The sequence below is a fragment of the Phytohabitans aurantiacus genome, assembly GCF_027923225.1.
GTDB lineage: Bacteria > Actinomycetota > Actinomycetes > Mycobacteriales > Micromonosporaceae > Phytohabitans > Phytohabitans aurantiacus.
Map to the genome: position 1 here is coordinate 55,611 of NZ_BSDI01000056.1, position 23,042 is coordinate 78,652.

The window sequence follows — 23,042 nt, forward strand, 5'->3', positions numbered from 1 at the left end:
AGCGTACCGGCACACCAGCTCTCGATAGAGGGGCCGAAAGATGGGCGAGAACGCCAGCCAGCGCATCAACTACGAACTATTCAGGACAAACGAGATCGTTGTGGCGATACCACACCTCGCCACCGTCACGACGGCGCTGCGCGATCTCTCGGTGAACCACGAGGAGCCGTCCGCCGACGACGACCTGGGACTCGCTCTGGTGCGGCTGCCAACCCTCGGCGCCGACATCGCCCGGCTCCCCGGTTTGGTCGAACTGGCCGACGCCGCACAGCGCGCCTACGCGCTGAGTCTGCCGAAGGGATCACCGGTGCGATCGATCGGCGACCTCGACGTGCTGATGTACAAGATGCGCACGGACTCCGCCGGCCTGCGCTGCGGCTGGGTGCCGACGATGGGCAAGAACCGGTTTCTCGAGTGCATCGAGCCGTTCGGGGAGATCAACGGCGGCGGCAAACGGAGGCCGACCGTCAAGGCTCCACCAGAGAGCCTGGTCCGGGCCCTGGGCTCGGCCCGTGCCGCGTCCGGCGTGCGCGTCGGCCTCGTGGACACGAAGATCCGGTACCACAACGACCTGCCGGCCAGCATCCGGACCGAACCCGCCGCGCACCCGGCCGAGGTCAGGAAGGCCGAGGGAACCGAGGTGTGGGAGGCGCACGGCACGTTCGGCGCCGGTCTCATCCTGAGCAAGGCCCCGCACGCCGAGCTTGTCACCGACGGCGCGATCGACGACACCGGCCAGGCGAACGCGTGGGACGTGGCGGTGCGGCTGATGCGGTTCCTCACGCCGAAGGACCGCGTCGACATCCTGAACATGTCCTGGGGCGCGGTCACCGACGACGGCGCCGAGTCGCTCCTGCTGTCCACGGCGCTCGAACGCCTCAGCCACGCCGGCATCGTCCTGGTCGCCGCGGCCGGCAACCTCGGCAACTCGACGGTGGTACCGCCCCGGTCGGCGGTCTATCCGGCCGCTCACCCGGACGTGATCGGGGTGGGCGCCGTGGACCGGAACGGCGAGCCCGCCGAGTTCACCCCGGACGCCGCGGTGCTGCCGTGGGTCCGCACCTGCGAGCTGGGTGTCGACGTCGTGAGCACCTACTACGAGGACCTCTGGGCACAGTGGAGCGGCACCTCCTTCGCCGCCGCCATCTTCACCGGCAAGCTCGCCGCCCTCACCGAGAAACTCGGCGACGCGCACGCCGCCCGCGACGAACTGCTCGGCGAGTAGGTCGGCGTCCAGCTCGCGTCCCGGTGCCGGACGAGAGGCGGTGCGTGATGGCCGGCGAGCCGTGGCCGAGCGACGAGGGTCTCCTGGCGGCGCTGCAGGAGGCCCTGCGGGCGGCCGACGCCGTACCGCCGGAGTTCCTGGCCGCGGCCAGGGCGGTGGCGGAGCGGGCTTCCCCGCCGGACCCCGAAGACCTGAAACGTTGAAATCGGTCGCTGTCTTGGCCAGGATGGGGTGACCCGCTGACCGGTCGACGACGGCAGGAGAACGCCCATGCCACGCGCGCCCATCATCGCCGCCTCGACCGTCGCGGTGCTGTCCATCGCGTTCGTCGGACCGTTGGCGCCGACCGCGGCGGCGGCGCCGGCAGACGCGGCGACCTCGGTGACGAGTCCAGTGGCCGGGCTGCCTGAGCTGCGCCTGGACGACCCCTCGATCAGCTGGCGGGAGCTCGTCGTCGACGGCGGCGATGTCGAACGCCGGCCGGACGGCACGGCGCACAACGTGTTCGGCGGGTTCGGCTCGGTCTCCTGCAACAACACGTCCAACCTGCTGCTGGACTACAAGGAGGAGAATCCGGACGCCTACTGGAAGATCATGCGGATGCTCTTCGACCCGGTCCGGGGCGCGGGGCTCACGCACATCAAGGTCGAGCTGGGCGCCGACAGCAACAGCTCGTCCGGTGCCGAGCCGGCGACGAAGCGCAGCGCCGACGAGCCGGCGAACGTGCTGCGCGGCGCCGGGTTCCACTTCATCGCCGACGCGCTGAGGATCAACCCCCACGTCGAGGTGGAGGCCCTACGCTGGGGCGAGCCGTCGTGGACCGGCAACGACTGGACCAAGCGGTACCAGTGGTACAAGGAGACGATCGACGCCGCCTACGACACGTTCGGCGTCGAGTTCGACTGGATGAGCCCGGCGCAGAACGAGGTCCGGCACGCCGAGTACCAGGTGTCCGAGCTCAACTGGACGATCCAGTTCGCCAAGTGGCTGGAGCGTGACGCGGCCGCGCCAGACGCGCGCTACGACTACTCGCAGATCAAGATCGTCGCGCTCGACTCGTACCGCGTCGGCGACACCGTCGCCGGGCGCATCCTCGCCAACCCGGAGGCGCTGGCGTACGTCGACGCCCTGGGCTTCCACTACGACATCGAGGGCGGCCCCAACGTCACCCGGCTGAACAAGGAGTACGGCCTGCCGATCCTGTACTCCGAGGGCATCGCCCCGATGATCGACCCGCGGTATCGCCTCGCCGCCGACCCGGCCCGCGGTGGCGTCGGCGGCACCACGTCCGCCGCCGACATCGCCGACCGGTTCATCAACGCCTACCGCTGGAGCGGGGCCGGGAACGATCCGGCGCACATGACGACGTTCCTGTTCCAGCCCGCCGTCAGCGCCATGTACGAGGGCACCCAGTACTCCCCCAAGCATCTGATCCGGGCCTCCGACCCGTGGTCGGGGTACTGGGAGGGCGACGTCGGGATCGCCACCGTACGCCACTTCCACCAGTTCATCGGGCGCGGCTGGGAGTACATCGAAGGCGCCACCGGCGGCGACGGCACCAAGGGTGACGGCGGCACCACCGTCGACTCCTCCACCCGCACCGCGCTCACGGCGCGTACGCCCGCGGCCGCCGGTGGCGCTCCACAGTGGACGCAGGTGCACGCCAACAACACCCGGACGGACCGGTACTTCGAGGTCAAGGTGGCGGGCCTCGGCCAGCGCGGCCGTCCCCTGTACGCCTGGCAGACGCGCGGCCCGGACGGCGGGCAGTCGTACGACGCCAACTACTTCCAGAACATCGGCTACTACGCTCCCGTCCGCACCGAGACGATCGGCGGCGTCGAGCACGACGTGTACCGCGTGCGGGTGCCCGCGTACGCGATCGTCACCCTGTCCACCCTCGCGCGTGGCGTCCACGGCACCACGGCGAAGTACCGTCCGGGCGACTTCGCGCCGCGCGCGCGGGACGAGATCCTCCGGCTGCCTTACCGGGACGACTTCGAGTACGACGACTATCCGACCACTGTGGTCGGTGGCCGGAGGATGACGTACCTGGAGCGCCGCGGCGGCACCCCGCGGTACACCGCCGACCAGGACGGCGCCTTCGAGGTGGTCGCGACGCGCGAACGCGGTCATCGCCATGTGCTGCGCCAGCAGAACCACGCCGGCAACCGGGGCTACGTGTGGAACGTGTGGGGCGACGGCCGGCAGAACGTGCCGTCGACCGCCGCACCCTCCACTGTGCTCGGCGACCATCGGTGGGCCGACTACACCGCGGCCGTCGACTTCCGGCTCGACCTCGTCGACCGGGATCCGGCGCTGGCCAACTTCGCCGGCCTGGGCGTGCGGCAGGTCCAGGCACGCGGCGGCGACCAGGCCACCTACGCCGTCCGCGTCCACGAGGACGGCCGCTGGGAGTTGCGCAAGCTCGACACCGTCGTCGCGACGGGCACCGCGGCGGGCTTCGACGCCGGAGCGTGGCATCGGCTCTCCATCGAGGCGCGCGCGAACGTCATCACGGCCACGCTCGACGGCGCCCAGCTCACCTCGTACGCCGACACGTCCGTCAACCCGGTGCTGGCCGGCCGGGTGGCTCTGGTGAGCGGGTACTACAACACCCGGTACGACAACCTCGCGGTCACGCCGATCAAGGGTCAGCCCTGGCGGTCGGAGAAGATCGACGACTCCGACCCCCGCGTCGCCTACCCTGACGGCTCCACCTTCGTCCAGGCCGGGTTCGCGCACTTCAACCGCACCCAGCACGTACTGGGCGCCGGCCAGTCACTGGCGCTCGACTTCACCGGCACCGGGCTGAACCTGTTCGGCGCGACCGCCGCCGCGACACTGGAGGTGCGCGTCGACGACCAACCGCCCCGCACCGCGCAGGTCGGCACCGTCGGCACGCGCCAGACCTCGTACTGGCTAAGGGATCTGCCGCAACGCCACCACACCCTGACAGTGCGCGTCGTCAGCGGAACCTTCACCCTCGACGGCATCGACACCGTGAGCCGCTAAGCCGGCCGCGGGGTGAGCTGGACTGGGCGCGGAGGGTGAGGCCGCGGGAGCGACGGTCTTGCCCGCGACGGGCGTCGCGGTAGCTCGATTCCTTTGATTCAATCGCTCAGATGTGGCCGGTCACCGCGGTGAGCGCGCGCTCGACGGCGGCGCGGGATTCGTCGGTGTGGTCGAGCACGTCGAACCCGTGTTGCCCGTGCGGCACATCGACGATCTCCAGGCGAGCGTCGCACGCGCGGGCCGCGGAGACGAACGCCTCCACCGTGGCGGCGATCTGCGGGTGTTCGCGGCCGACCCGGGTCAGCACGATGGGCAGCGCACCGGCGTGGGCGACCGCCTCGGCGGGCTGGAACCGGGGATCGAGGCCCGGCGGTCCCCCGAGTATCGGGTAGCTCGCCGCCACGCACCGCAACCAGGCCGGCGGCGCGCGGAGCCAGTCGGCGAGCAGGAGGCCGGCGCCCGAGAAGGCCCAAATGGCCACGCGTTCGGCGTCTACGCGCGAGTCCTGCCGTGCCAGTTCGACAGCGGCGGCCAGGTCGTCGGCGGCATCCGGGTATCCGGTCAGGCCGTGGAGCCGGTGGTCGACCACGACGCCGACAGCGCCACGGGCCGCGGCGACCGACCCGTAGCCGCGATAGACCGGCCAGTCCCGAGGTGTCGGACGCGCGCCGGGCGGCACCAGGCCATGGGCGAACACGATCGCGGGGCGAGGCTCCGCCACCTGGGGATAATAGATATCGACGGGGCCTCGACGCTCAGCGACTCGAACGTCGACCGGCAGAACGAACGGCTTCAGATGCGCGGCATCAGCCATCCGGGAAGCATACAGATCCTAGTTGCTCTCCGCCGGACGCCGAGCTAAGGTGGCGGTAGTAACCCGCACTGGATGCCGGCATTTGCCGCCCAAGCGGTGTCTTTCAACCAACGACCTTCCCCGCTACGGGGTCGCGTCATCCCTTCATCCTTCGGGAGTCCACATTGGACAAAAGTAACTTCACCGACCCCGCTGGCGAGCAGCCGGCTCCGGTCACCGGCATCGTCGACATCGTGGGCGAGCACGGCTTCGTGCGCGCCGCAGACTACGTGCCCGGCCCCGGCGACGTGTACCTGCCAGCCGCGCTGGTCAAACGGTACGCGCTGCGCCCCGGTGACCTGGTCACCGGAACGGCTGGCCCGCCTCGCGCGGCCACCAACCAGCGGGACCGCCGGCAAAGCAAGCCCGCGCTGCTGTCCACACTGGACACAATCAACAGCGTGCCACCCGGCGACGCTCGGCGGCGGCCGGACTTCTACCACCTGACCCCGGTGCATCCGCGGGAGCGACTGCGCCTGGAGACCGAACCGCACATCCTGACCACCCGGGTCATCGACCTGCTCACGCCGATCGGCAAGGGCCAACGCGCGCTGATCGTCTCGCCGCCCAAGGCCGGTAAAACCATGGTCCTGCAAGCGATCGCCGCCGCGATCACCCGCAACCACCCCGAGTGCCACCTCATGGTCCTGCTCGTCGACGAGCGTCCCGAGGAGGTCACCGACATGCAACGCTCGGTCAAGGGCGAGGTCATCGCCTCGCCGTTCGACCGGCCACCGCACGAGCACACCGCCACCGCGGAGCTCGCCGTCGAACGCGCCAAACGCCTCGTCGAGCTCGGCCACGACGTCGTACTGCTGCTGGACTCGCTGACGCGGCTTGGCCGCGCCTACAACCACACCGCGCCATCGTCGGCCCGGACCCTGTCGGGCGGCATCAGTACCACCGCGTTGCACCCGCCCAAGCGGCTGCTCGGCGCCGCACGGAACATCGAGGACGGCGGCTCGCTGACCATCATCGCCAGCGCCCTCGTGGAAACGGGATCGCTGGGCGACAGCCTCATCTACGAGGAGTACAAGGGAACCGGCAACGCCGAGCTGCGACTCGACCGCGCCAGCTCCGACCGGCGGCTGTTTCCGGCCGTCGACATCCACGCCTCCGGCACCCGCAGGGACGACCTTCTGCTCGACACCGGCGAGGCCGCCATCATCGGCCGGCTCCGCAAGGCCCTCCACGCGCACACCCCGCAGCAGGCGTTGCAAGCGCTGCTCGAAGGGCTGGCGCGCACCGGCACCAACGCCGAGTTCCTCCTCACCGCCCAGCGCTGAGCGGGAACTAGCGCAGTCGCCGCGCGAGGTCGACCGCCAAGGCATTCATCTGATCGCGGGTCACCGTCTCTTCCGGCGGCTGGTTCAGGTACTCGAAGACCTTCGGCCCGCGCCTGTCCTCCCTCAGGCTCGCCATCCGCGGTACCACGTGGAAGTGGACGTGGCTGAACCTCGCCGCCTCCGCGAACTGGACGACGTAGGTCTTGGCGCAGCCGGTCACGGCGTGCAGCGCGCGCGAGAGACGGACCTGCCAGGTACCCAGGCCGGCGGCTTCGGCGTCCGTGAGGTCCGCGACGGCCAGCACATGCCGCCGCGGAAGGAGCACCAGCCAACCCGGCAGGGCGCAACCGACCGCGTGCGCCACGCGCCAGTGGTCGTCGACGGCGATCAGTTCGTGCGGCGGCAGTTCGTCGAGCCGGGCCTCGCGCTCGCAGGTGAAGCAGTCATCGGTGGTCGTCACACGCCAAGTACACCGCACCCTGTCGGAGACGGACGAAAGTGCCGGACGGACCCTGACGATCGGCAGTATTGGCGCCGTCGACCGGTGCCTAGCGTTCCGGGCATGATTCGACCCGTTCGCGTGGCCGCGGGCATCCTCGCCGGCCTGCTCGCCACCGTCGCCGTCCCGGTCACGGCCGCCGGCGCCGATCCCACCAGCCCCGTGGCGCTGCCCGCGCCCTCCGGCCCGTACCCGGTGGGGATGAGCCGGCTGCACCCCTCCTGGGACACGGCGTGGCAGGGGTTGAGCGGGTGGCGCCGATGGTTCACCGTCACCGGTACCGTCCACATGTCGTTCAGCGACTACGCGCCGCTGGCCAAGCGGTTCGGCCTGCCGCTGGCCGCGCTGGACGGCGATCGCACCGACGAGATCGTCCGGGTGTACGTCGCCGCGTTCTTCGACACCCACCTGCGGGGCGCCGCACGGCCCGTCCTGGACGGCGCCGACCCCGACTATCCCGAGGTCACCCGCTTCCCCTGAGCGCGTGCGACATGATGGGGACATGATTGGCACGCTGCGAAACGTCGTACTCGACGCGCGCGATATCGCCGGCCTCTCCGCGTTCTACCGTGAGCTGGCCGGCTGGACCCAGGTCCACGCCGACGACGAATGGATCACCCTCACCACCGAAGACGGGTGGCGGATCGGGATCCAGTACGCGCCGGACGACGAGCCGCCGCGGTGGCCGGACCCGGAGTACCCGCAGCAGGCGCACCTCGACCTGCGGGTACCCGAGCTGGACACCGCGGCGGACCGCGCCGTCGCCCTCGGCGCGACCCTGCTGCGCCGCAACGAGACCTGGCACACGCTGGCCGACCCGGCCGGCCACCCATTCGACCTGTGCCTGAAGGCCGACAACCCGGGCACCACGCTGATGGGCGTGATGCTGGACTGCCCGGACGCCAAGGAGCTGAGCGCCTTCTACAGCGAGTTGCTGAGCAAGCCCGTCACCTTCGAGGGCGACGGCATGGCCATGATCGGCGAAGACGGCGCGCAGCCGGTGCTGTTTCAGCAGGTCGATCGGTACGTGCCGCCGCGCTGGGGGGATCCTGCACACCCGCAGCAGTTCCACCTCGACGCCAACGTCGACGACGTCGACGCGGCCGAGCGGGGCGCGCTCGCGATCGGCGCCACCCGCCTGCCCGGCGAGGGCGAGAACTGGCGCGTCTTCGCCGACCCCGCCGGCAAACCCTTCTGCCTCTGCTGGGACTGACCAGCTCTGCGCGTTGAGGGTGCGCTATTGACCGTAGGAGCTGCGCAGCCGTTCGTTGACAAGGAAGTTGAGCCGGAAGCGCATGTGCCCGATCTTGCTCGCTGTCGGCTCCGGCCCCGGTGTCAGCAGCGTCCACCGCAAGCGGCTCCCGGGACCATCCGGCTCGATGTCGAACCTGATCCGCTCGTCGGGCCTGTCCGGCCACAGCGACGACCAGACCACGAGCGTCGCTTCGAGGCTCTCCAGGACCCGCGGCTCGACCTCGTCGTCGAGCAGGTCCAGCCATTGGCGAGCCCCCGGACCGTGGAGCCGCATCAGCGACGACCAGACCACACGAGGCGGTGCCGGCTGCGCCCGCACCCGGGCGCCGAGCTCAATCACGGCCCACAGTTTACGGCGGTCCGGGGTCCACAGTGGCAGGACCCCGGACCGTGAGCTACCGCGATGCGCGTCGTGGCTCAGACCGTCGCTCCCGCGGCCTCGCCCTCCGCGTCCAGTCACGCTCAAGATCCGCGCGGGGTGAGGCCTTAGGCTTTGCGGCTTTTGAGGACATCTTGAGCTTCGCAGGACCGCCGCGCTATCCGGGGTCCGAGTGTTCGTCGCGTTCGGCGAGCCGGCTGGCGCTGTGGTCGATTGCCGCCGCGAGCAGCGGTACGTCGGCCAGGTCTCGCCTGGCCTGGTCGACGAACGACCGCGCCTCGTCGAGGTCGTAGATCATGCCGAGGTCCGTCGGGTAGCGCTGCCTCGACTCCCCCGGCGGCGCCCACGTGAGCCCGCGCGCGGCGAGGAACGCGTCTATCGCGCCCAACCGCACGACCTGTGCGGCGAGGTCCGGCAGCCGCTCGCCGTAGACGTCGGCGCCCCACCCGTCTGCCATGGGCGCCGGGTGGTGGGCGGCCACCGCTTCCCAGACGGGTTGGTAGATCAGGGCATGATGGACGACGGCTCCGTCCAGCGTCAGCGCGGGCTCGGATCCAAACTCGTCGAGGAAGGCGAGTTGGTTGCGCTCGACGACCTCGAGCAGGATGTCGATGTCGTCGGTGGGGTCCAATTGCTCGCCGGCGCCGACGACGAGCCGGCCGTCGCGAAGCCGGTCGACGAGGTAGGTCCACACCAGACCGCTGTTGGTGTCCTCGACCACCGAATCGATGGTGCCGTAACAGTTGTAGATGCCATACAGGCCGAGGGTGAACGGCCGGTACCCGCCGTCAGCGGCGAGTAGCAGGACGGCTACCGCGGGGTCGTTCGCCTTCAGCGCCAAGCCCGTGACCATGCACCTGCCGTCGTAAAATCCCACCGCCCAAGGCTATACGGAAGGCGGCGGGCTCGACCATTTATCGAGTTCTATTCCAACTGGATGAACGAGACTGTCCGCGGAGTCAAATCGGCGGATTCGTTCAACGGGAGGAAGAATTGCACAATAGCGCAAAGCGGTGGCGATCACGCCTTGCCGCGCTCGCCGGACTGATGGCCGCGCTTGTCGGCGCGACGACGCTGGTCGCTCCCGCTGCGGCCTACGCGGACACGGCCACCCTGAGCCGGCGGCCACTCGGCTCGGCGTCATACGTCCTGGTCTTCGCCATCACCAACGACACGAGCGCTCCCCTGACCAGCTGGCGGATGGAGTTCGATCTTCCGCCGGGAGAGGTGGTCCAGGGGCTGTTCTCATTCAGTATCCGGGTCACCAAGGTAGGCCAGCACTTCATTCTCGAAAACGCGCACTCGGAGTACATGGCTCCGGGCGGCGCGGTCCACTACGGAATCCCCATTCTCGGCCAGAGCTGGCCACAAAACTGCCATACCCGTGGCACGCCGTGCGTTATCCAGGCCGGCACGAACGCCAACCGCTGACCAGACGGGACCCCGCGCTCGCGGGGTCCCGTCACTCATTGGCCGGACAGCCGCTCAGCTACCGAAAAGCGCGCTGTGTACGTCCACGGGATTGGCACTGTCTCCTGTGGACACGCTGTACGTGGCCACGAACGCCTTGCCACCGACCGAAACCAGCCCGGTGTAGTCACCGACCAGCAGTCCCACGCTGGTCGACGGCACCTTCCGCGCGTCGAACGGCCCCTCGATGTGCTGCTCGCGCCAGGCTCCGGGCTGCGCGCAGTTCTTCGCGCAGGTGACCGCCCACAGGTCGGTGGGCAGCGTGGCGGGGTCGGGCGTGTTGTTGCGGAAGTCGTAGTACGTGACCGCCACGGTGCCGTTCCTGGCCATGGCGACGACCGGCACGGCGGCCGAGCCGGTGGGCGTCTTGTCCACGCGGATGGGGCTGGACCAGGTCTGCCCGCCGTCCGTCGACCGCGAGTAGTCCACGTGGTACGTGCCGTCGGCGGCCACGCTCTGCCAGACCGCGCTCACGTTCTGGGTGCCCGGTTGGGCGTCCAGCAGCGGCAGGGACGCGTTGCGCACCGGGTTACCGGAGTTGTCCGGGTCGGGGATGCGCGGTCCCACCGCCATCGGGGCGGGAACGTTCAGCGTCGGCGCCGACCAGGTCTGCCCGCCGTCGGTCGAGCGGATGACCTGGGTGAAAGCCTCGGTGTCCGTCTCGTAGTGCATCCCGATGAGCAGCGTCCCGTCCGCCAGCGGCACGAGCTGGGTGCCGATGGTGCCGCTGTTGTCGGGCACGTCGTACACCTTCCTGGTGGTCCAGGTGCGCCCGTCGTCGGTCGACTTCGCCAGGTAGACCGGCTGTATCCAGCGCTCCGCCGTGGCGTCGATGCGGTCCCACACCGCGTAGACCACGCCCGGGTGGTACGGGTCGGCGGTCACCGTGGGGCGATCGTTGAAGAACTGCGGGTTGTCGTCCCGTTGCAGGGTGACCGGGGCGTCCCAGCGCTTGCCGCCGTCACCGGAGCGCGCCACCAGGATGGCCGTCGTCTCGCCGGTCCGCGACAGCGAGAACGACGCGGCGATCGCCGCACCGGACGGCGTGATGGTCATCCAGTTGTCGGTCGTGACGTCGTAGTCCCCGCCGTTGGCGGCGGTACCGCCGTTGCAGCGGGAGAAGGCGGGCAGGTTCTCGGAGCGCCGCCAGGTGTGGCCGTAGTCGTCCGACACGGCCGTGACGGCGCCGTCGCTGCCGTACCGGTTCCAGCGGTCCTGCTGGAAAATCGTGACGAGGTGCCACGGGCGGTTCGGGTCCCGCGCCACCATGGGCAGGACTTCGGTGTTCGGGTTCAGCACGTAGCCGTCGCCCTGGGGAAGTCCGCAGCCGGCGGGCAGCGGACTGGCGCCGGAGACCGAACGTATGGTGACGGTTCCGGACGACGCGGCCTCCTCCGCGTAAGCGGGCTGCGCGACGACGCAGGCGAGCAGGATGGCAGCCGTGGGCAACAGTGCCCTGGGGGTTTGGATCACTGGCCTTCCTCATCTTTGCCGATGGGGTGTCCACATAGGTCGTTGCTCGTCCCGCCTGGAGCTTTCCGACGGTCCGACAACAACATCAGGAAGGTTACTGCCAGAGATCCGTTGCGCCGCGCGCGGGGCACGGCAATAACGCGCGCGCAGGCAGAAGAGTCCAGCTCGATATCGATGTTCGTCATTACATTGACGGTCGTTATCACTACGCCTACCGTACACAGTTATGGCTGTCAATAAATTGGCGTTGTCGAGCCTCGCGGCCGCCGCGGGTCTCGCGACATTCCTCGTGACCGCGCTGCCGTCGGGTGCCGCGACGACCTCGGCGTCGAACACCGGTGTCGGCGTCCTCGCGGCCAGTGCCGGATGCGGCAGGGCGCCGACGCTGACGAACGGTACGCACACGATCCAGAGCGGCGGCACGCAGCGCAGCTTCATCCTGCGGCTGCCCAGCAACTACGACAACAGCCGCCAGTACCGGCTGATCTTCGGGTTCCACTGGCTGGGCGGCACCGCCAACAACGTGGCCAGCGGCGACTACTACGGCCTTGGCGCGCTGTCGAACAACAGCGCGATCTTCGTGGCGCCACAGGGCATCGACAACGGCTGGCCCAACCCCGGCGGCCGGGACGTGACCTTCACCGACGACATGGTCAGCAGGATCACCGGCGACCTGTGTGTCGACACCACTCAGCTGTACTCGCTGGGCTTCAGCTACGGCGGCGGCATGAGCTACGCGCTGGCGTGCGCCCGGGCGAACGTCTTCCGGGCGGTCGCGATCTACTCCGGCGGCGTGATCAGCGGGTGCAGCGGCGGCACGCAGCCCATCGGGTACCTGCAGGCGCACGGCCTCGGCGACAACGTACTGGGCATCTCCGGCGCGCGGTCGATGCGCGACCGGTTCGCCGGCAACAACGGCTGCGCCGCGGCGAGCCCACCGGAGCCGGCGGCGGGCAGCGGTACGCACACCAGCTTCGCCTACTCCGCCTGCCGGTCGGGGTACCCGGTCGAGTGGCACGCGTTCGACGGCGGCCACACCCCCACGCCGCAGGACGCGGGCTCGGGCACCTCCTGGTTGCCGGGTGTCACCTGGCGGTTCTTCGCGCAGTTCCAGGGCACCCCGAACCCGACCACGAACCCGACGACATCCCCGTCGGTCGTGCCCACCACCACACCGCCCCCGAGCGGTGGCTGTACGGCGGCGTACGCGGTCGTGTCCCAGTGGGCCGGCGGCTTCCAGGGCGAGGTGCGGGTCAGCGCCGGCAGGGCCATCAACGGCTGGACCGTCACCTGGACCTTCGCGAACGGTCAGGCGATCAACTCCGCCTGGGGCGCCGCCGTCACCTCCAGTGGCTCCGCCGTCACCGCCAGGAACATGAGCTGGAACGGTGCCCTGCCGGCCGGTGGCACGACCACGTTCGGCTTCATCGGCTCCTGGACCGGCGCCAACCCCGCGCCGACCGCGACCTGCACCGCCGCGTGAGCACCGGCCGCCGCCCCTGGGCAGGGCGGCGGCCGGTTGGCGGAACCATGAGTTACCGAGCAGGCTGGGAGCATGAGTCCACACACCGACGGCAGCCCCACCATGCGCGCCATCAGCCAGGACGCCTTTGGCCCCCCGGAGGTACTGAAGGAGGTCGAGCGGCCGCGGCCCGTGCCCGGAATGAGCGAGATCGTGGTCCGCGTCCACGCGGCGGGGGTCAACCCGACCGACTGGAAGCACCGCGCGGGCCCACCGTGGCTGAGCGAGCCCGTCCCGGTACTCGGGTGGGATGTCTCCGGGGTTGTCGAGCGGGTCGGCCGCGGAGTGACCCTGTTCAAGCCGGGCGACGAGGTGTTCGGCATGCTGCCGTTCCCGGTCGGCGCGGGCGCCTACGCCGAGTACGTCAAGGGCACGGCCCGGTCCTTCGCCCGCAAGCCGTCGAACATCGACCACGTGCAGGCCGGCGCGCTGCCCCTCGCCGCCCTCACCGCGTACCAGGCGCTGGTCGACACCGCGGACCTCCAGCCCGGCCAGCGGGTCCTGATCCATGCCGCCGCCGGCGGCGTCGGTCACCTGGCCGTGCAGATCGCCAAGGCGCGCGGCGCCTACGTCATCGGCACGGCCAGCGCCGGCAAGCACGACCTGCTGCGCCAGCTCGGCGCCGACGAGCTCATCGACTACCGGACCACCGACTTCACCGAAGCGGTCGACGGCATCGACGTGGTCCTGGACGCCCTCGCCGGCGACGTGCTCACCCGCTCCCTGGACGTCGTGCGCAAGGGTGGCACCGTGGTCTCGATCCTGTCCGGCGACGGCGACGCCGACCTGAAGAAGGCCGAAGAAAGGGGCGTCCGGCTGGAGACGATGCTCGTCGAGGCCGACCACGCCGGCATGCGCGCCATCGCCGAGCTCGCCGAGCAGGGCAGGCTCCGCGCCCACATCGACGCGACGTTCCCACTCGCCGAGGCTGCCAAGGCACACGCCCGCGGCGAGACCGGCCGCACCACGGGCAAGCTCGTCCTCACGTTCTAGAGCTGCCGCTATACGTTATAGAGCTGCCGCTATACGTTATAGAGCTGCCGCGATGCCCGTCGCGCTCCATGCCGTCGCTCCCGCGGCCTCACCCTTCGCGTCCCCACGACCCTCACCCGATCGCTTGGCGGAAGCGGTCACCGAGGCCGGTGAGGCGTTCGACCGGCTCGTTGGCGAACACGATCCGCAGGTAGTGCTCGCCGCTGGGGCCCCAGCCGTCCATGGGGGTGGTCGCGACCTTCGCGCGGTCGAACAGCAGCCGCGACAGCGCGCCGGGCGTCAGCGCCAGCGGCCTGGTGTCGACGAGCAGTGACCAGCCGCCGTGCGGCCGGACGATCGGATAGCCAGCGAGCTGGTGCAGGACCGTGTCACAGCGCCGCCGCCATTCGCGGGTGGCGGCGGCCACATCGGACTCGGCGTCAGGGGCGTCCAGCGCCGCCGCCACCGCGTCTTGCGCCAACCCGACCTGACAGACCACATTGGTCAGACCGACCAGCTTGATGTCGGCGAGAATGGGGGCGGGGCCGACGACCCAACCGACACGCCAGCCGATGAGTCGCAGCTCCTTGGACGCCGAACCGACCGTGATGGTGCGCCGGGCGAGACCGTCATGGGCCGCGGGGTGGCTGGGAGGGCGGCCGTCGAAGCGGATGCGTTCCATGGCCGCGTCGTAGATGAGCCAGGCGTCGTGCCGTTCGCAGGCGCCGGCCAGCGCGGACCAGTGTCGTTCGTCCAGGACCAGCCCGTTCGGCATGACCGGTCCCATCATCAGTACCGCCGCGGTGTCGGGGCCGACTGCGGCGGCGAGCCGTGCCGGGTCGACGGTCCAGCCGTCTGGCGTGGCCTCGGACGGCACGAAGCGGGGCACTCCCCCGGCGAGCCGGACCCGGTTGACCAGGCCGGCGTAGACGGGATCGACCAGCACCACCTCCTGGCCCGGCTCGACCGTGGCGAGCAGTGTGTTGAGGATGCCGTTGAGCCCGCCGGCCACGCTGACACACTCGGTGTCGGCGTCGTAGCCGCGGCCCGCGATCCGCCCCACGTGTGCCGCGGCGGCGGCGCGCAGGGAACGGTGTCCCTGGAACGGCAGGTAGCTGTTGGCCGCGTCATCGTCGATCGCGGCCCGGGTCGCCGCGATCGCGACGGCGGGCGGTCGCAGGTCGGTGTCCAGGTTTTCCAGGCGCAGGAAGTCGGGGTCGGCGGCGGCGTCCGCCGCGTCGCCGACGGCATCGACCCCGATGCCAGGGATGTCGCGCAGGCGGGTGACCGTCATATGACCTCACATTAGTGTGCCGTCGAATCGCAGTAGTTGGACTTCGGCGATGTTGGTGTTGCCGCCGTGCTCGTCCAGGACGCGCAGCCGCGGCACGGATTCGTTCTGGGCGAGCGGAAACAGGTACCACTCCGCGTCGGCGGTGACGCCTGTGATGGTCACCAGGGTGGTCCAGGTGGCGCCGCCGTCGGTCGACTTCTGCAGCACCGTGCCGTTGGCCCGGGCCGGGTAGCCGACGCGCGGGCGGATCCGCACCGCGTTGACGTCCAGGGTGGTCCCGCTGGGCGGGGTCACGGTGACCCAGCCGTTGGCGGTGGTGGTGTCGGTGTACGTGGTGATGTCACCGTCGAACATTTTCCAGCCGTTGCCGGCCTGCGTGCCGGTGCCGGGCCACGAGACGGTCGATGCGGTGACCCAGGAGGGGTCGGGTGGCACGACGGTGATGTGGGTGTTCCACAACGCGAGGGACGTGCCGTCCGTTGTCTGCAGGACGGTCGAGCCGATACCGCCGGCCGCCGTGGTGTAGTCGGCGGCGAATCGCAGCGCGCGCCCATACCCGACGTTGTCCGGCAGTACGGCGGTGGCCCGCCAGTGCTGGCTGTCGGTACTGGTGATGGTGGCTTCGACACCCTCGATCTTCGCCGTCACCATGGCGAGGGGCTCGGACGCCACCAGGTCGAGCGTGACGGTGTCGCCGTCGACCGCCGTTCCCGGCGTGGCGTTGCTCGACGACAGGGACGCCGATGTGACCGCCCGCACCGTCTGGACGCGTTCGCCGTGGACACGCAGCTCACTGAAGGACGAGAGGCCCGGGTACGCCGGGTCGGTCGGTACGCCGGGGTGGTCCACCTGGACCTTGAGGAACCGGAACGACTGGTCCTTCACCTCGGCACGTACCGGGAGAGTCTCCATGGCGAATCGGGCCTCGGTGGTGTTGGTGGTTTCACGCGCGGTCAGCAGGGTCCACGCCGTGCCGTCGTTCGAGCCGTACACGTTGGCGCCTTCGGAACGGTTGGCGAAGTTCCACCGTGCCTGTAGTCCGAACGCGTCTGCCCGCGTCCGGAACCCGGCACCGGCGTCGAGCACGAACGGCGCCCGCAGGTCGCCCGAGATGGAGTTGAAGTCTCCGTCGGCCATGTTGTCGATGGCGTAGGCGTTCAGGGTGGGTGAGGACACGATCCCGCGGTAGTCGAGCGTGCCGTCGGGCAGGCGTGGTGACAGCAGCCGCAATCCCGCCACGGCGGCCTGCAGATCCTCGATACGTGCCGCGAAGGAACCGTCGTCGGCGTCCCCGGCCGCCTCCTCGGCCGCCTTCCGCGCGGTGTCCAACGACGACAGTGTCTCGCGGACGTACGCCCGCGTGGGGTCGTAACCGGCCAGTGCCGCGGTGACTGCGGCCGCGCGGTTGGCGACGACCTTGACGGTGACGCTGAGGACGGTGTCGACCGTGCCGTCCGAGGCGACGGCGAGGAACGCGTGGGTTCCCGTGTCACCGGCCCCGGGCGACCAGCTCAGCGCGCCGGTCGAGGAGTCGAGCGTCGCGCCGGACGGCAGGCCGGAGCTGTCGTACGTGAGCGTGTCGCCACCGGCGTCGGTCGCCGCCAGCGACCGGCTGAGGCTGGCGCCGGCCACCGCGATGAGCGTGGTCTGGCGTCCCGCCCCGAAGGCCGGCGGGGTCAGCTGGCTCTTCGCCTCCAGGTTGACGCTGTCGATGTCCACTGTGGTCGACGACGGTCCGACCACTGTGTAGTACGCCAGGTTGTCTCCGGCGAGCGAGCCCCGGATCAGGCCGAGGTCCATGTCGTAGACCACGTACCGCCACTGGCCGTGGGTGTTCGGCACCGGAAACGTGTGGTACGGCGCCAGCGACATGTTCTTGCGCAGTTGCAGGGTGGCCGTGCCGTTGGTGCGAAGCAGCACACCGACCGGGCTGTATCCGTTGCGGCTCGGGTACATCAGCGTCCGGACCGCGATCGTCGTCCCGCCCTTCGATCCGCTCATCCGCACGAAAGCGCGGTCGCCTTCGCGCTTGATTGAGGAGCGCGTGTCCAGCGCGATGCTGCGCGTCTCGGCCTGTACGAGCGCGTCGGTCGGCTTCGGCCGTGCCTTTCCGGCGGCGGCCAACGGCAGTGAGAGCCAGTGGTCCGGGTTGTAGTCGGGGTTGCTGTTCCAGAAGTTGTACTGGCTGGTGCCCCAGTAGAGGGTCGGACCGTCGGCCTGCCTGGCCGCCTTGGCCACGCTCGGGGCGGCATCGTCCACATTGATCCCGACGTCGTACCGGTACACGTCGTAGAGCTCGTCGATCGGCGAGAACAGCCGGCCGCGGTAGGCGTCGGAGAGGACGCCGGCGTGGTCGCTCGTGTCGATCCACGGGATGGTCTTGCCCAGCATGAACGCGTAGAAGGCTTCGGCACCGGCCAGCAGGCGGTTGTTTCCGAACCGGTACGGCGTCACCGCGTTCCGGGCCGTCGACACCGTACCCTTCACGGGGTCCAACCGGGTGCCCTGGATCGTCAACAGCCGCGCGATCTCACTGAGCTTGGCGACACCGTCCCAGGCGTGCGCCTGGTCGCGGCCCATCTCCTGGTGCTGCACGAACGACGTGCCGTAGGGGTTCAGCGGGTCCTTCTTGTCGATGCGCTGGAACAGCGACAGCAACCCACCGTTGGCGTACGTGTCGGGGTTCGTGGCGTTGACCGAGAACCACTCGACGCGTTCGTCGTACCGGGGCCGGTTGTCGGTGAAGATGGCGCCGGCGAGCGCGCCGACCAGCGAGTACAGGTGCTGGTTCATGAAGCGCTTGTTGCTGAACAGGAAGGTGGCCGTCATCGGCTCCACGAGGTTGGCTTTGAGGTTCGTGGTGTCCGCGGCCTGCCAGGTGAGGTCGTAGCCGGTGCCGCTGGGGTTGACGCTGGAGTACCGGAGAATCTCCGCCGCGGCGAGCATGCGCAGTAGCGGGACACCGGAGTGGATGTGGGCGTCCGGGTAGTACGCGTACTTCGCCGGATCCATGTGGCTCCAGATGCGAAGCAGCCGCAACCCGTTCTCCCGGAAGGCGGGATTTCCGGTGATGACATAGAGGATCGCCTGCGTGTACGCGCGGAAGGCGTCGTCGATGAGCCTCGACTGGACCGCCTGCGAGTTGAACGCGTCAACGGCCGGATAGTCGGTCTGCGCGCCCTGGTTGGCCGAGCTGAACGTGGTCGACGCGTACTTCGTGGCCACCATCGCGGCGTAGTAGGACGCCCACGGCTCCGCACCGGCGAGCACCTGCCGCCGGGCCTGCGACAGCCGATTGGCGCTCACGCCGATGCCCGGGTGGACGAACCCCTCGCTGCTGGTGATCTGGTTCAGCGTCACGGTCGGGAAGGTCTCGGGTGCGGCGCTCGCGGTCGTCGCCACCGTCAGTGGTGCGATCGCGACGGCCCCGGTCAGGACACACGCGGCCATGGCGACCGGCACTCTCAGGCGTCTTGCCACCAAATCTCTCCACTCCGAGTAAACGGTTTCTATCGGCTGGCATGGGAACAACACTGGTGTTTCGCGGTCGTGGCCGTGGCAAGTCGAGTCGATTAAGAGAACGTTCTCTGCGGAACATAGCGGCACTCCAGGGCATGGTCAAGGGCACGGCGGCTCCGCAGACAAGAAGGCGGCACCGCCTCTACGAGAGAAGCGGTGCCGCCGTTGGAACGCTTGGGGTCAGCCCGGAAGGCTGAGCTGCGCCGGCGCCGACCGGTCGGTGGTCGTGCCGTCGCCCAGCTGTCCGGCCAGGTTGTTGCCCCAGCACCACAGGCTGCCATCGGTGCGGATCACGCAGGCGTGGTAGGTGACGACGATGCGGTTGGTCCAGGTGGTCGCCGTCCCGACCCGGGTCGGCGCGAACCGGTGCGTCGTGGTGCCGTCGCCCAGCTGCCCCGCCATGTTGTTGCCCCAGCACCACAGGCTGCCGTCCGTGCGGACCGCGCACGAGGAGTCGTCGCTCGCGCGGACCGCGGACCACGTGGTGGCGGTGCCGACCTGGACCGGCGTGCTCTGGTGGATGCCGCTGACACCCAACTGCCCATACCCGTTCTCGCCCCAGCACCACAGGGTGCCGTCGGTGCGGACGGCGCAGGTGTGCGTGTACCCCGCTGTCACACCGGACCACGTGGTCGCGGTGCCGACCTGCGTCGGAGTCGACTTGAAGGTCATGCTGCCGACACCGAGCTGGCCATTGGAGCTGTCGCCCCAGCACCACAGGGTGCCATCGGTGCGGGTGGCGCAGGTGTGCGCGAAACCGGCCGTCACGCTCGCCCAGTTCGCCGCCGTGCCGATCCGCATCGGGGCGAGAACGTTCTGGACGTCGGAACCGATACCCAGCTGCGCGTTGCGGTTGAAGCCCCAGCACCACAGGGTGCCGTCGGTCCGGATCGCGCACGCGTGACCCTCGCCGGCACTCACGCTGGCCCAGGTGGTGCCGTCGCCCACCCGCACGGGAGCGGTGCGATTGGTGGTGGTGCCGTCGCCGAGCTGGCCCCTGCGGTTGTTACCCCAGCACCACAAGGTTCCATCGGTGCGGATCGCACAGTTGTAGCTCATGCCGGCGTCGATACTGGCCCAGGTGGTCGCGTCGCCGATACGCACCGGGGTGGTCCGGTTCGTGGTGGTGCCGTCGCCGAGTTGACCATTGTAGTTGTTGCCCCAACACCAGAGCGTGCCGTCGACAGGGATCGCACACGTATGCGAGTAGCCCGCGGCGACGCTGGAAACCGCGGGCGCGGCCATCGCGGCGTTCTGCGAGCCCGCGGCGGCCGCACCCGTCGTCGCTCCCATGGCGAGCGCGGCGATTCCGGCGGATGTCGCCACGGTGGCGATGGTGATTCTGGCCCAACGCCGCCATCGAGCCCCCGGCCGACCATCCTGATATTCCCTCATGCGCTGTTGTCTCCAACCGACGTCGATACCTGAACAGGGAGGTCGCCCATGACCCACCAATTCATAGCATCGATAATCATCACTGACTAGAGTCAACGTCGAGGACCGGTCGAGAACGCGGAGACTCCGCCGGGTGAGTTCACCCCGGCGGAGTTTGTCCATGCGGTGGTTCAGCCCACGAGGTGGTGCTCCCGAACCGGCTGTCCCATGGGCGTCTCGGGCGGGTCGGCGAGCTTCTCCCCCTCGACGTCGATGCGCGGCAGGACCCGATCGAGCCACCTCGGCAGCCACCAGGCCGACTTGCCGAGCAGCGCGAACAGGGCCGGCACCAGGGCCATCCGGACGACGAACGCGTCGAACAGGACGGCGGCGGCCAGGCCGAAGCCGATCATCTTGACGAAGTCGTTGTCTTCCATGATGAAGCCGGAGAAGACGCTGGTCATGATGATCGCGGCGGCGGTGACGACCCGTCCGCCGTACCGGAACCCGGTCACGACCGCCTCGGCGGCGCTGGCGCCGTGGGTGTACGCCTCGCGGATGCGGGAGACGAGGAACACCTCGTAATCCATCGCCAGGCCGAAGACCACGCCGATCATGAGGATCGGCAGGGTACTGATGATCGGGCCGTGCTGGTCGACGCCGATGACGTCCGCGAGCCAGCCCCACTGGAAGATCGCCACCACGGCACCGAGGGCCGCGGTCACGGACAGCAGGAAGCCGAGCGCCGCCTTGAGCGGGACCAGCACGGACCGGAACACCACGATGAGCAGGAGGAAGGCCAGACCGACGACCAGACCCAGGTACGGCACCAGCGCGTCGTCCAGGGTCTGGGAGAAGTCGATGAACATCGCCGTCTGGCCGGCGACCAGGATCGCGGAGGCGCCGGTACGGGATTCGAGCGGGCCGGCGGCGGTGCGCAGGGAACGCACCAGTTCCTCGGTCCTGGTATCGGTCGGACCGGTCTCGGGCACGACGTTGACGACCGCGGTGTCGCCGGACGGGTTGGTGGTGACCGGCGAAACGGTGGCGACGCCGTCGACCGACTCCAGCGCGGTGCGTACCTGCTCCGCCGCCGCCTTGGCGTCGCTGGCCTCGATCGTGACCAGCAGCGGTCCGTTGAAGCCGGGACCGAAGGAGTCCGACAGCATGTCGTACGCCTTGCGCTGGGTCGTCTCCGGGGCCATCGAACCCTCCCCTGGCAGGCCCAGTTCCAGGCTCGCCGCCGGTACGGCGACGGCACCCAGGCTCACCACGCCCAGCAGCAGGACGGCGACGGGATGGCGCAGCACGAAGCCGGCCCAGCGAGCGCCGAGATTCGGCCCGCTGTTCGCCGCACGCTTGTCGGCCTTGCGCTGCTGGCGCTTCGACAGGGGCTTGCCGGTGAACCGGTGGCGGTCCCGGCGGGCGAGGACCCTGATGGGAGCGAAGCCGAGCAGCGCGGGCACGAAGGTGAGGGCGACGAGGACGGCCACGGCGACGGTACCGGCCGCGGCCAGACCCATCTTGGTCAGCAGCGGGACGTTGACCACCGCCAGGCCCGCCAGAGCGATGATCACGGTGAGTCCGGCGAACACGACGGCCGAACCCGCGGTGCCCACGGCTCGGGCGGCCGCGTCCGCCCGCTCGCGTCCCTCGCCGATCTCGGAACGGTAGCGGGAGACGATGAACAGGGCGTAGTCGATACCGACGGCGAGGCCGATCATCAACGCGAGCGTGGAGGTCGTGGACGACAGCCCGAGGGTGCTGCCCAGCGCGGCGATCGCGGTGACTCCGATGCCCACGCCGACCAAGGCGGTCAGCAACGGCATGCCGGCGGCGATGAGGGATCCGAAGGTGATCAGCAGGACGATGGCGGACAGCAGGATGCCCAGCTGCTCACCCGTCCCGTTCATCGCCTGCTCGATCTCGACGGCGTCGCCGCCCGCCTCGACGACCAGGCCCGCGTCGCGAGCCCGTTGCAGCGCGTCGGTGAGGCCGTCATGCGCCGCGTCCGTCAGTTCCAGGGCGGTCGCCCCGTACGTGACGTAGGCGTATCCGGTCCTCCGGTCGCCGCTGACGGCGTTGGCCTGGAACGGATCGGCCACGGCGACGACCTGAGGCGCCTTGGCCAGGTCGGCGACGAGCTGCTCGACCTGCGCCTTGCGGGCGGCCGAGGTGATCTCCTCGGTGCCCGGGGCCCGGATGACGACGCGGGCGGCGGCACCGTCCGCGCGGGCGTCCGGGAACTTCCGCTCGAGCAGGTCGAACGCCCTCTGCGACTCCGTGCCCGGCATCGAGAACGTGTCGGCGGGCGGAGGCGGCGCGCTGGACGCCGCGAAGCCCATGGCACCCAGGGCCACGACCCACAGCAGGACGACGAGGCCGCGTCTCCGGAAACAGAAACGGCCCAATCGGGAGAGGAACGTTGCCACGGTGTCAGCCTTCGATCGCTTGGTAGATGGTGGTCCAGAAGTCGTGCATGACCTGGATGGAGTAGGGGGCGGAGGCGCCGACCTGGGTGAGCAGGATGCCGATGAGTTGGTGGTGGGGGTCGGCGTAGGTGGAGGTGCCGCTGCCGCCGTCCCAGCCGTATTGGCCGATGGGTGCGTAGTCGCCGTGGTAGGTGCGTACGGCCATGCCGAAGCCCCAGCCGCCGTGTTGGCCTTGGCCGTGGGAGATGTGGACGTTGTCGCGGGCCATGGCGGTGCGGGCGGCGGTCTGTTCCGGGGTGAGGCTGTTGGTGGTCATGAGTTGGACGGCGGGTCGGGACAGGATCCGTTGGCCGTTGTGGGTGCCGGCGTTGAGGAGCATCTGGAAGTAGGCGTGGTAGTCGTCCACTGTGGAGACGAGTCCTCCGCCGCCGCCGGGGAATGGTGGCGGTTGTAGGCTCCAGCGGCCGTTGGCGGG

The 23,042-nt window shown here is 69.8% G+C and carries 19 protein-coding genes and 1 pseudogene; 9 read left to right on the top strand and 11 right to left on the bottom strand.

The genetic code is table 11. The annotated features are described in order from the left end of the window. Positions 1 to 100: 100 nt before the first annotated feature. The 3 genes from QMG73_RS37330 to QMG73_RS37340 all read left to right on the top strand — a co-directional run bounded on the left by QMG73_RS37330 (position 101) and on the right by QMG73_RS37340 (position 4,240). Complete coding sequence (locus QMG73_RS37330; protein ID WP_281903699.1) at positions 101 to 1,225, top strand: S8/S53 family peptidase; 1,125 nt, start codon at positions 101 to 103, stop codon at positions 1,223 to 1,225. Between the two features lie 47 nt (positions 1,226 to 1,272). Next, positions 1,273 to 1,428, top strand: a complete 156-nt coding sequence (locus tag QMG73_RS37335; protein WP_281903700.1) for a hypothetical protein — start codon at positions 1,273 to 1,275, stop codon at positions 1,426 to 1,428. Positions 1,429 to 1,495: 67 nt separating this feature from the next. Further along, complete coding sequence (locus QMG73_RS37340; RefSeq protein ID WP_281903701.1) at positions 1,496 to 4,240, top strand: glycoside hydrolase family 30 protein; 2,745 nt, start codon at positions 1,496 to 1,498, stop codon at positions 4,238 to 4,240. Between the two features lie 106 nt (positions 4,241 to 4,346). Here the strand turns inward: QMG73_RS37340 and QMG73_RS37345 are convergent, their stop codons facing one another. Then, complete coding sequence (locus QMG73_RS37345) at positions 4,347 to 4,961, bottom strand: alpha/beta hydrolase (RefSeq protein WP_281903702.1); 615 nt, start codon at positions 4,959 to 4,961, stop codon at positions 4,347 to 4,349. 302 nt (positions 4,962 to 5,263) lie between these two features. On the opposite strand from QMG73_RS37345, the pseudogene rho reads away from it, so the two are divergent. Next, positions 5,264 to 6,379 (top strand): annotated as a pseudogene (gene rho, locus QMG73_RS37350) (transcription termination factor Rho); the annotation flags it as partial. Positions 6,380 to 6,386: 7 nt separating this feature from the next. Here rho and QMG73_RS37355 read toward each other — a convergent pair. Further along, entirely contained in the window at positions 6,387 to 6,839 is a 453-nt protein-coding gene (locus QMG73_RS37355) for an HIT family protein (protein ID WP_281903703.1), read from the bottom strand. 102 nt (positions 6,840 to 6,941) lie between these two features. Here QMG73_RS37355 and QMG73_RS37360 point away from each other — a divergent pair, with 102 nt between their 5' ends. Continuing rightward, positions 6,942 to 7,358 carry a hypothetical protein gene (locus tag QMG73_RS37360; protein WP_281903704.1) on the top strand — a complete coding sequence of 139 codons (417 nt, stop codon included), beginning with the start codon at positions 6,942 to 6,944 and terminating at the stop codon, positions 7,356 to 7,358. Positions 7,359 to 7,380: 22 nt separating this feature from the next. Further along, on the top strand, positions 7,381 to 8,091 hold the full coding sequence (locus QMG73_RS37365; protein ID WP_281903705.1) for a VOC family protein: 711 nt from the start codon (positions 7,381 to 7,383) through the stop codon (positions 8,089 to 8,091). 24 nt (positions 8,092 to 8,115) lie between these two features. On the opposite strand, the gene QMG73_RS37370 is transcribed toward QMG73_RS37365, so the two are convergent. Together QMG73_RS37370 and QMG73_RS37375 are read right to left on the bottom strand one after the other, a co-directional pair. Continuing rightward, positions 8,116 to 8,472, bottom strand: a complete 357-nt coding sequence (locus tag QMG73_RS37370; protein WP_281903706.1) for a hypothetical protein — start codon at positions 8,470 to 8,472, stop codon at positions 8,116 to 8,118. A 196-nt stretch (positions 8,473 to 8,668) separates the two neighbouring features. After that, positions 8,669 to 9,388, bottom strand: a complete 720-nt coding sequence (locus QMG73_RS37375; protein WP_281903707.1) for a hypothetical protein — start codon at positions 9,386 to 9,388, stop codon at positions 8,669 to 8,671. Between the two features lie 116 nt (positions 9,389 to 9,504). Between QMG73_RS37375 and QMG73_RS37380 the strand changes: the two genes are divergently transcribed. Then, the gene (locus QMG73_RS37380; RefSeq protein ID WP_281903708.1) at positions 9,505 to 9,942 is read left to right on the top strand and encodes a cellulose binding domain-containing protein; all 438 of its coding nucleotides are present in this window, start codon (positions 9,505 to 9,507) and stop codon (positions 9,940 to 9,942) included. 54 nt (positions 9,943 to 9,996) lie between these two features. On the opposite strand, the gene QMG73_RS37385 is transcribed toward QMG73_RS37380, so the two are convergent. Further along, positions 9,997 to 11,454 (bottom strand): sialidase family protein, encoded by a 1,458-nt coding sequence (locus QMG73_RS37385; protein ID WP_281903709.1) that lies wholly within the window; start codon positions 11,452 to 11,454, stop codon positions 9,997 to 9,999. After that, positions 11,451 to 11,639: a hypothetical protein gene (locus QMG73_RS37390; protein WP_281903710.1), complete on the bottom strand. Its 189-nt coding sequence runs from the start codon at positions 11,637 to 11,639 to the stop codon at positions 11,451 to 11,453. Before QMG73_RS37390 ends, QMG73_RS37385 begins: the two co-directional genes overlap by 4 nt. Before the next feature lie 41 nt (positions 11,640 to 11,680). Between QMG73_RS37390 and QMG73_RS37395 the strand changes: the two genes are divergently transcribed. Together QMG73_RS37395 and QMG73_RS37400 are read left to right on the top strand one after the other, a co-directional pair. Further along, positions 11,681 to 12,937, top strand: coding sequence for a cellulose binding domain-containing protein (locus tag QMG73_RS37395; RefSeq protein ID WP_281903711.1), 1,257 nt, complete (start codon positions 11,681 to 11,683; stop codon positions 12,935 to 12,937). Between the two features lie 72 nt (positions 12,938 to 13,009). Next, positions 13,010 to 13,969 carry an NADP-dependent oxidoreductase gene (locus QMG73_RS37400; RefSeq protein WP_281903712.1) on the top strand — a complete coding sequence of 320 codons (960 nt, stop codon included), beginning with the start codon at positions 13,010 to 13,012 and terminating at the stop codon, positions 13,967 to 13,969. 112 nt (positions 13,970 to 14,081) lie between these two features. On the opposite strand, the gene QMG73_RS37405 is transcribed toward QMG73_RS37400, so the two are convergent. From QMG73_RS37405 to QMG73_RS37425, 5 genes are all read right to left on the bottom strand, one after another. After that, positions 14,082 to 15,242, bottom strand: a complete 1,161-nt coding sequence (locus QMG73_RS37405) for a pyridoxal phosphate-dependent aminotransferase (protein WP_281903713.1) — start codon at positions 15,240 to 15,242, stop codon at positions 14,082 to 14,084. 6 nt (positions 15,243 to 15,248) lie between these two features. After that, positions 15,249 to 18,722, bottom strand: a complete 3,474-nt coding sequence (locus QMG73_RS37410; protein ID WP_281903714.1) for an Ig domain-containing protein — start codon at positions 18,720 to 18,722, stop codon at positions 15,249 to 15,251. A gap of 219 nt (positions 18,723 to 18,941) precedes the next feature. After that, complete coding sequence (locus tag QMG73_RS37415) at positions 18,942 to 20,087, bottom strand: RCC1 domain-containing protein (protein ID WP_456107260.1); 1,146 nt, start codon at positions 20,085 to 20,087, stop codon at positions 18,942 to 18,944. A 239-nt stretch (positions 20,088 to 20,326) separates the two neighbouring features. Beyond that, positions 20,327 to 22,567 carry an MMPL family transporter gene (locus QMG73_RS37420; RefSeq protein WP_281903716.1) on the bottom strand — a complete coding sequence of 747 codons (2,241 nt, stop codon included), beginning with the start codon at positions 22,565 to 22,567 and terminating at the stop codon, positions 20,327 to 20,329. Between the two features lie 4 nt (positions 22,568 to 22,571). Further along, positions 22,572 to 23,042: serine hydrolase (locus QMG73_RS37425; RefSeq protein ID WP_281903717.1), on the bottom strand; the 471-nt coding region annotated here is incomplete at its 5' end.

Excerpts from the sequence above, each read along its gene's own strand:
- QMG73_RS37335 (WP_281903700.1), top strand. The coding sequence starts at position 1,273 with ATGGCCGGCGAGCCGTGGCCGAGCGACGAGGGTCTCCTGGCGGCGCTG.
- QMG73_RS37340 (WP_281903701.1), top strand. The coding sequence starts at position 1,496 with ATGCCACGCGCGCCCATCATCGCCGCCTCGACCGTCGCGGTGCTGTCC.
- QMG73_RS37360 (WP_281903704.1), top strand. The coding sequence starts at position 6,942 with ATGATTCGACCCGTTCGCGTGGCCGCGGGCATCCTCGCCGGCCTGCTC.
- QMG73_RS37365 (WP_281903705.1), top strand. The coding sequence starts at position 7,381 with ATGATTGGCACGCTGCGAAACGTCGTACTCGACGCGCGCGATATCGCC.
- QMG73_RS37390 (WP_281903710.1), bottom strand. The coding sequence starts at position 11,639 with ATGACGAACATCGATATCGAGCTGGACTCTTCTGCCTGCGCGCGCGTT.
- QMG73_RS37395 (WP_281903711.1), top strand. The coding sequence starts at position 11,681 with ATGGCTGTCAATAAATTGGCGTTGTCGAGCCTCGCGGCCGCCGCGGGT.
- QMG73_RS37400 (WP_281903712.1), top strand. The coding sequence starts at position 13,010 with ATGAGTCCACACACCGACGGCAGCCCCACCATGCGCGCCATCAGCCAG.
- QMG73_RS37405 (WP_281903713.1), bottom strand. The coding sequence starts at position 15,242 with ATGACGGTCACCCGCCTGCGCGACATCCCTGGCATCGGGGTCGATGCC.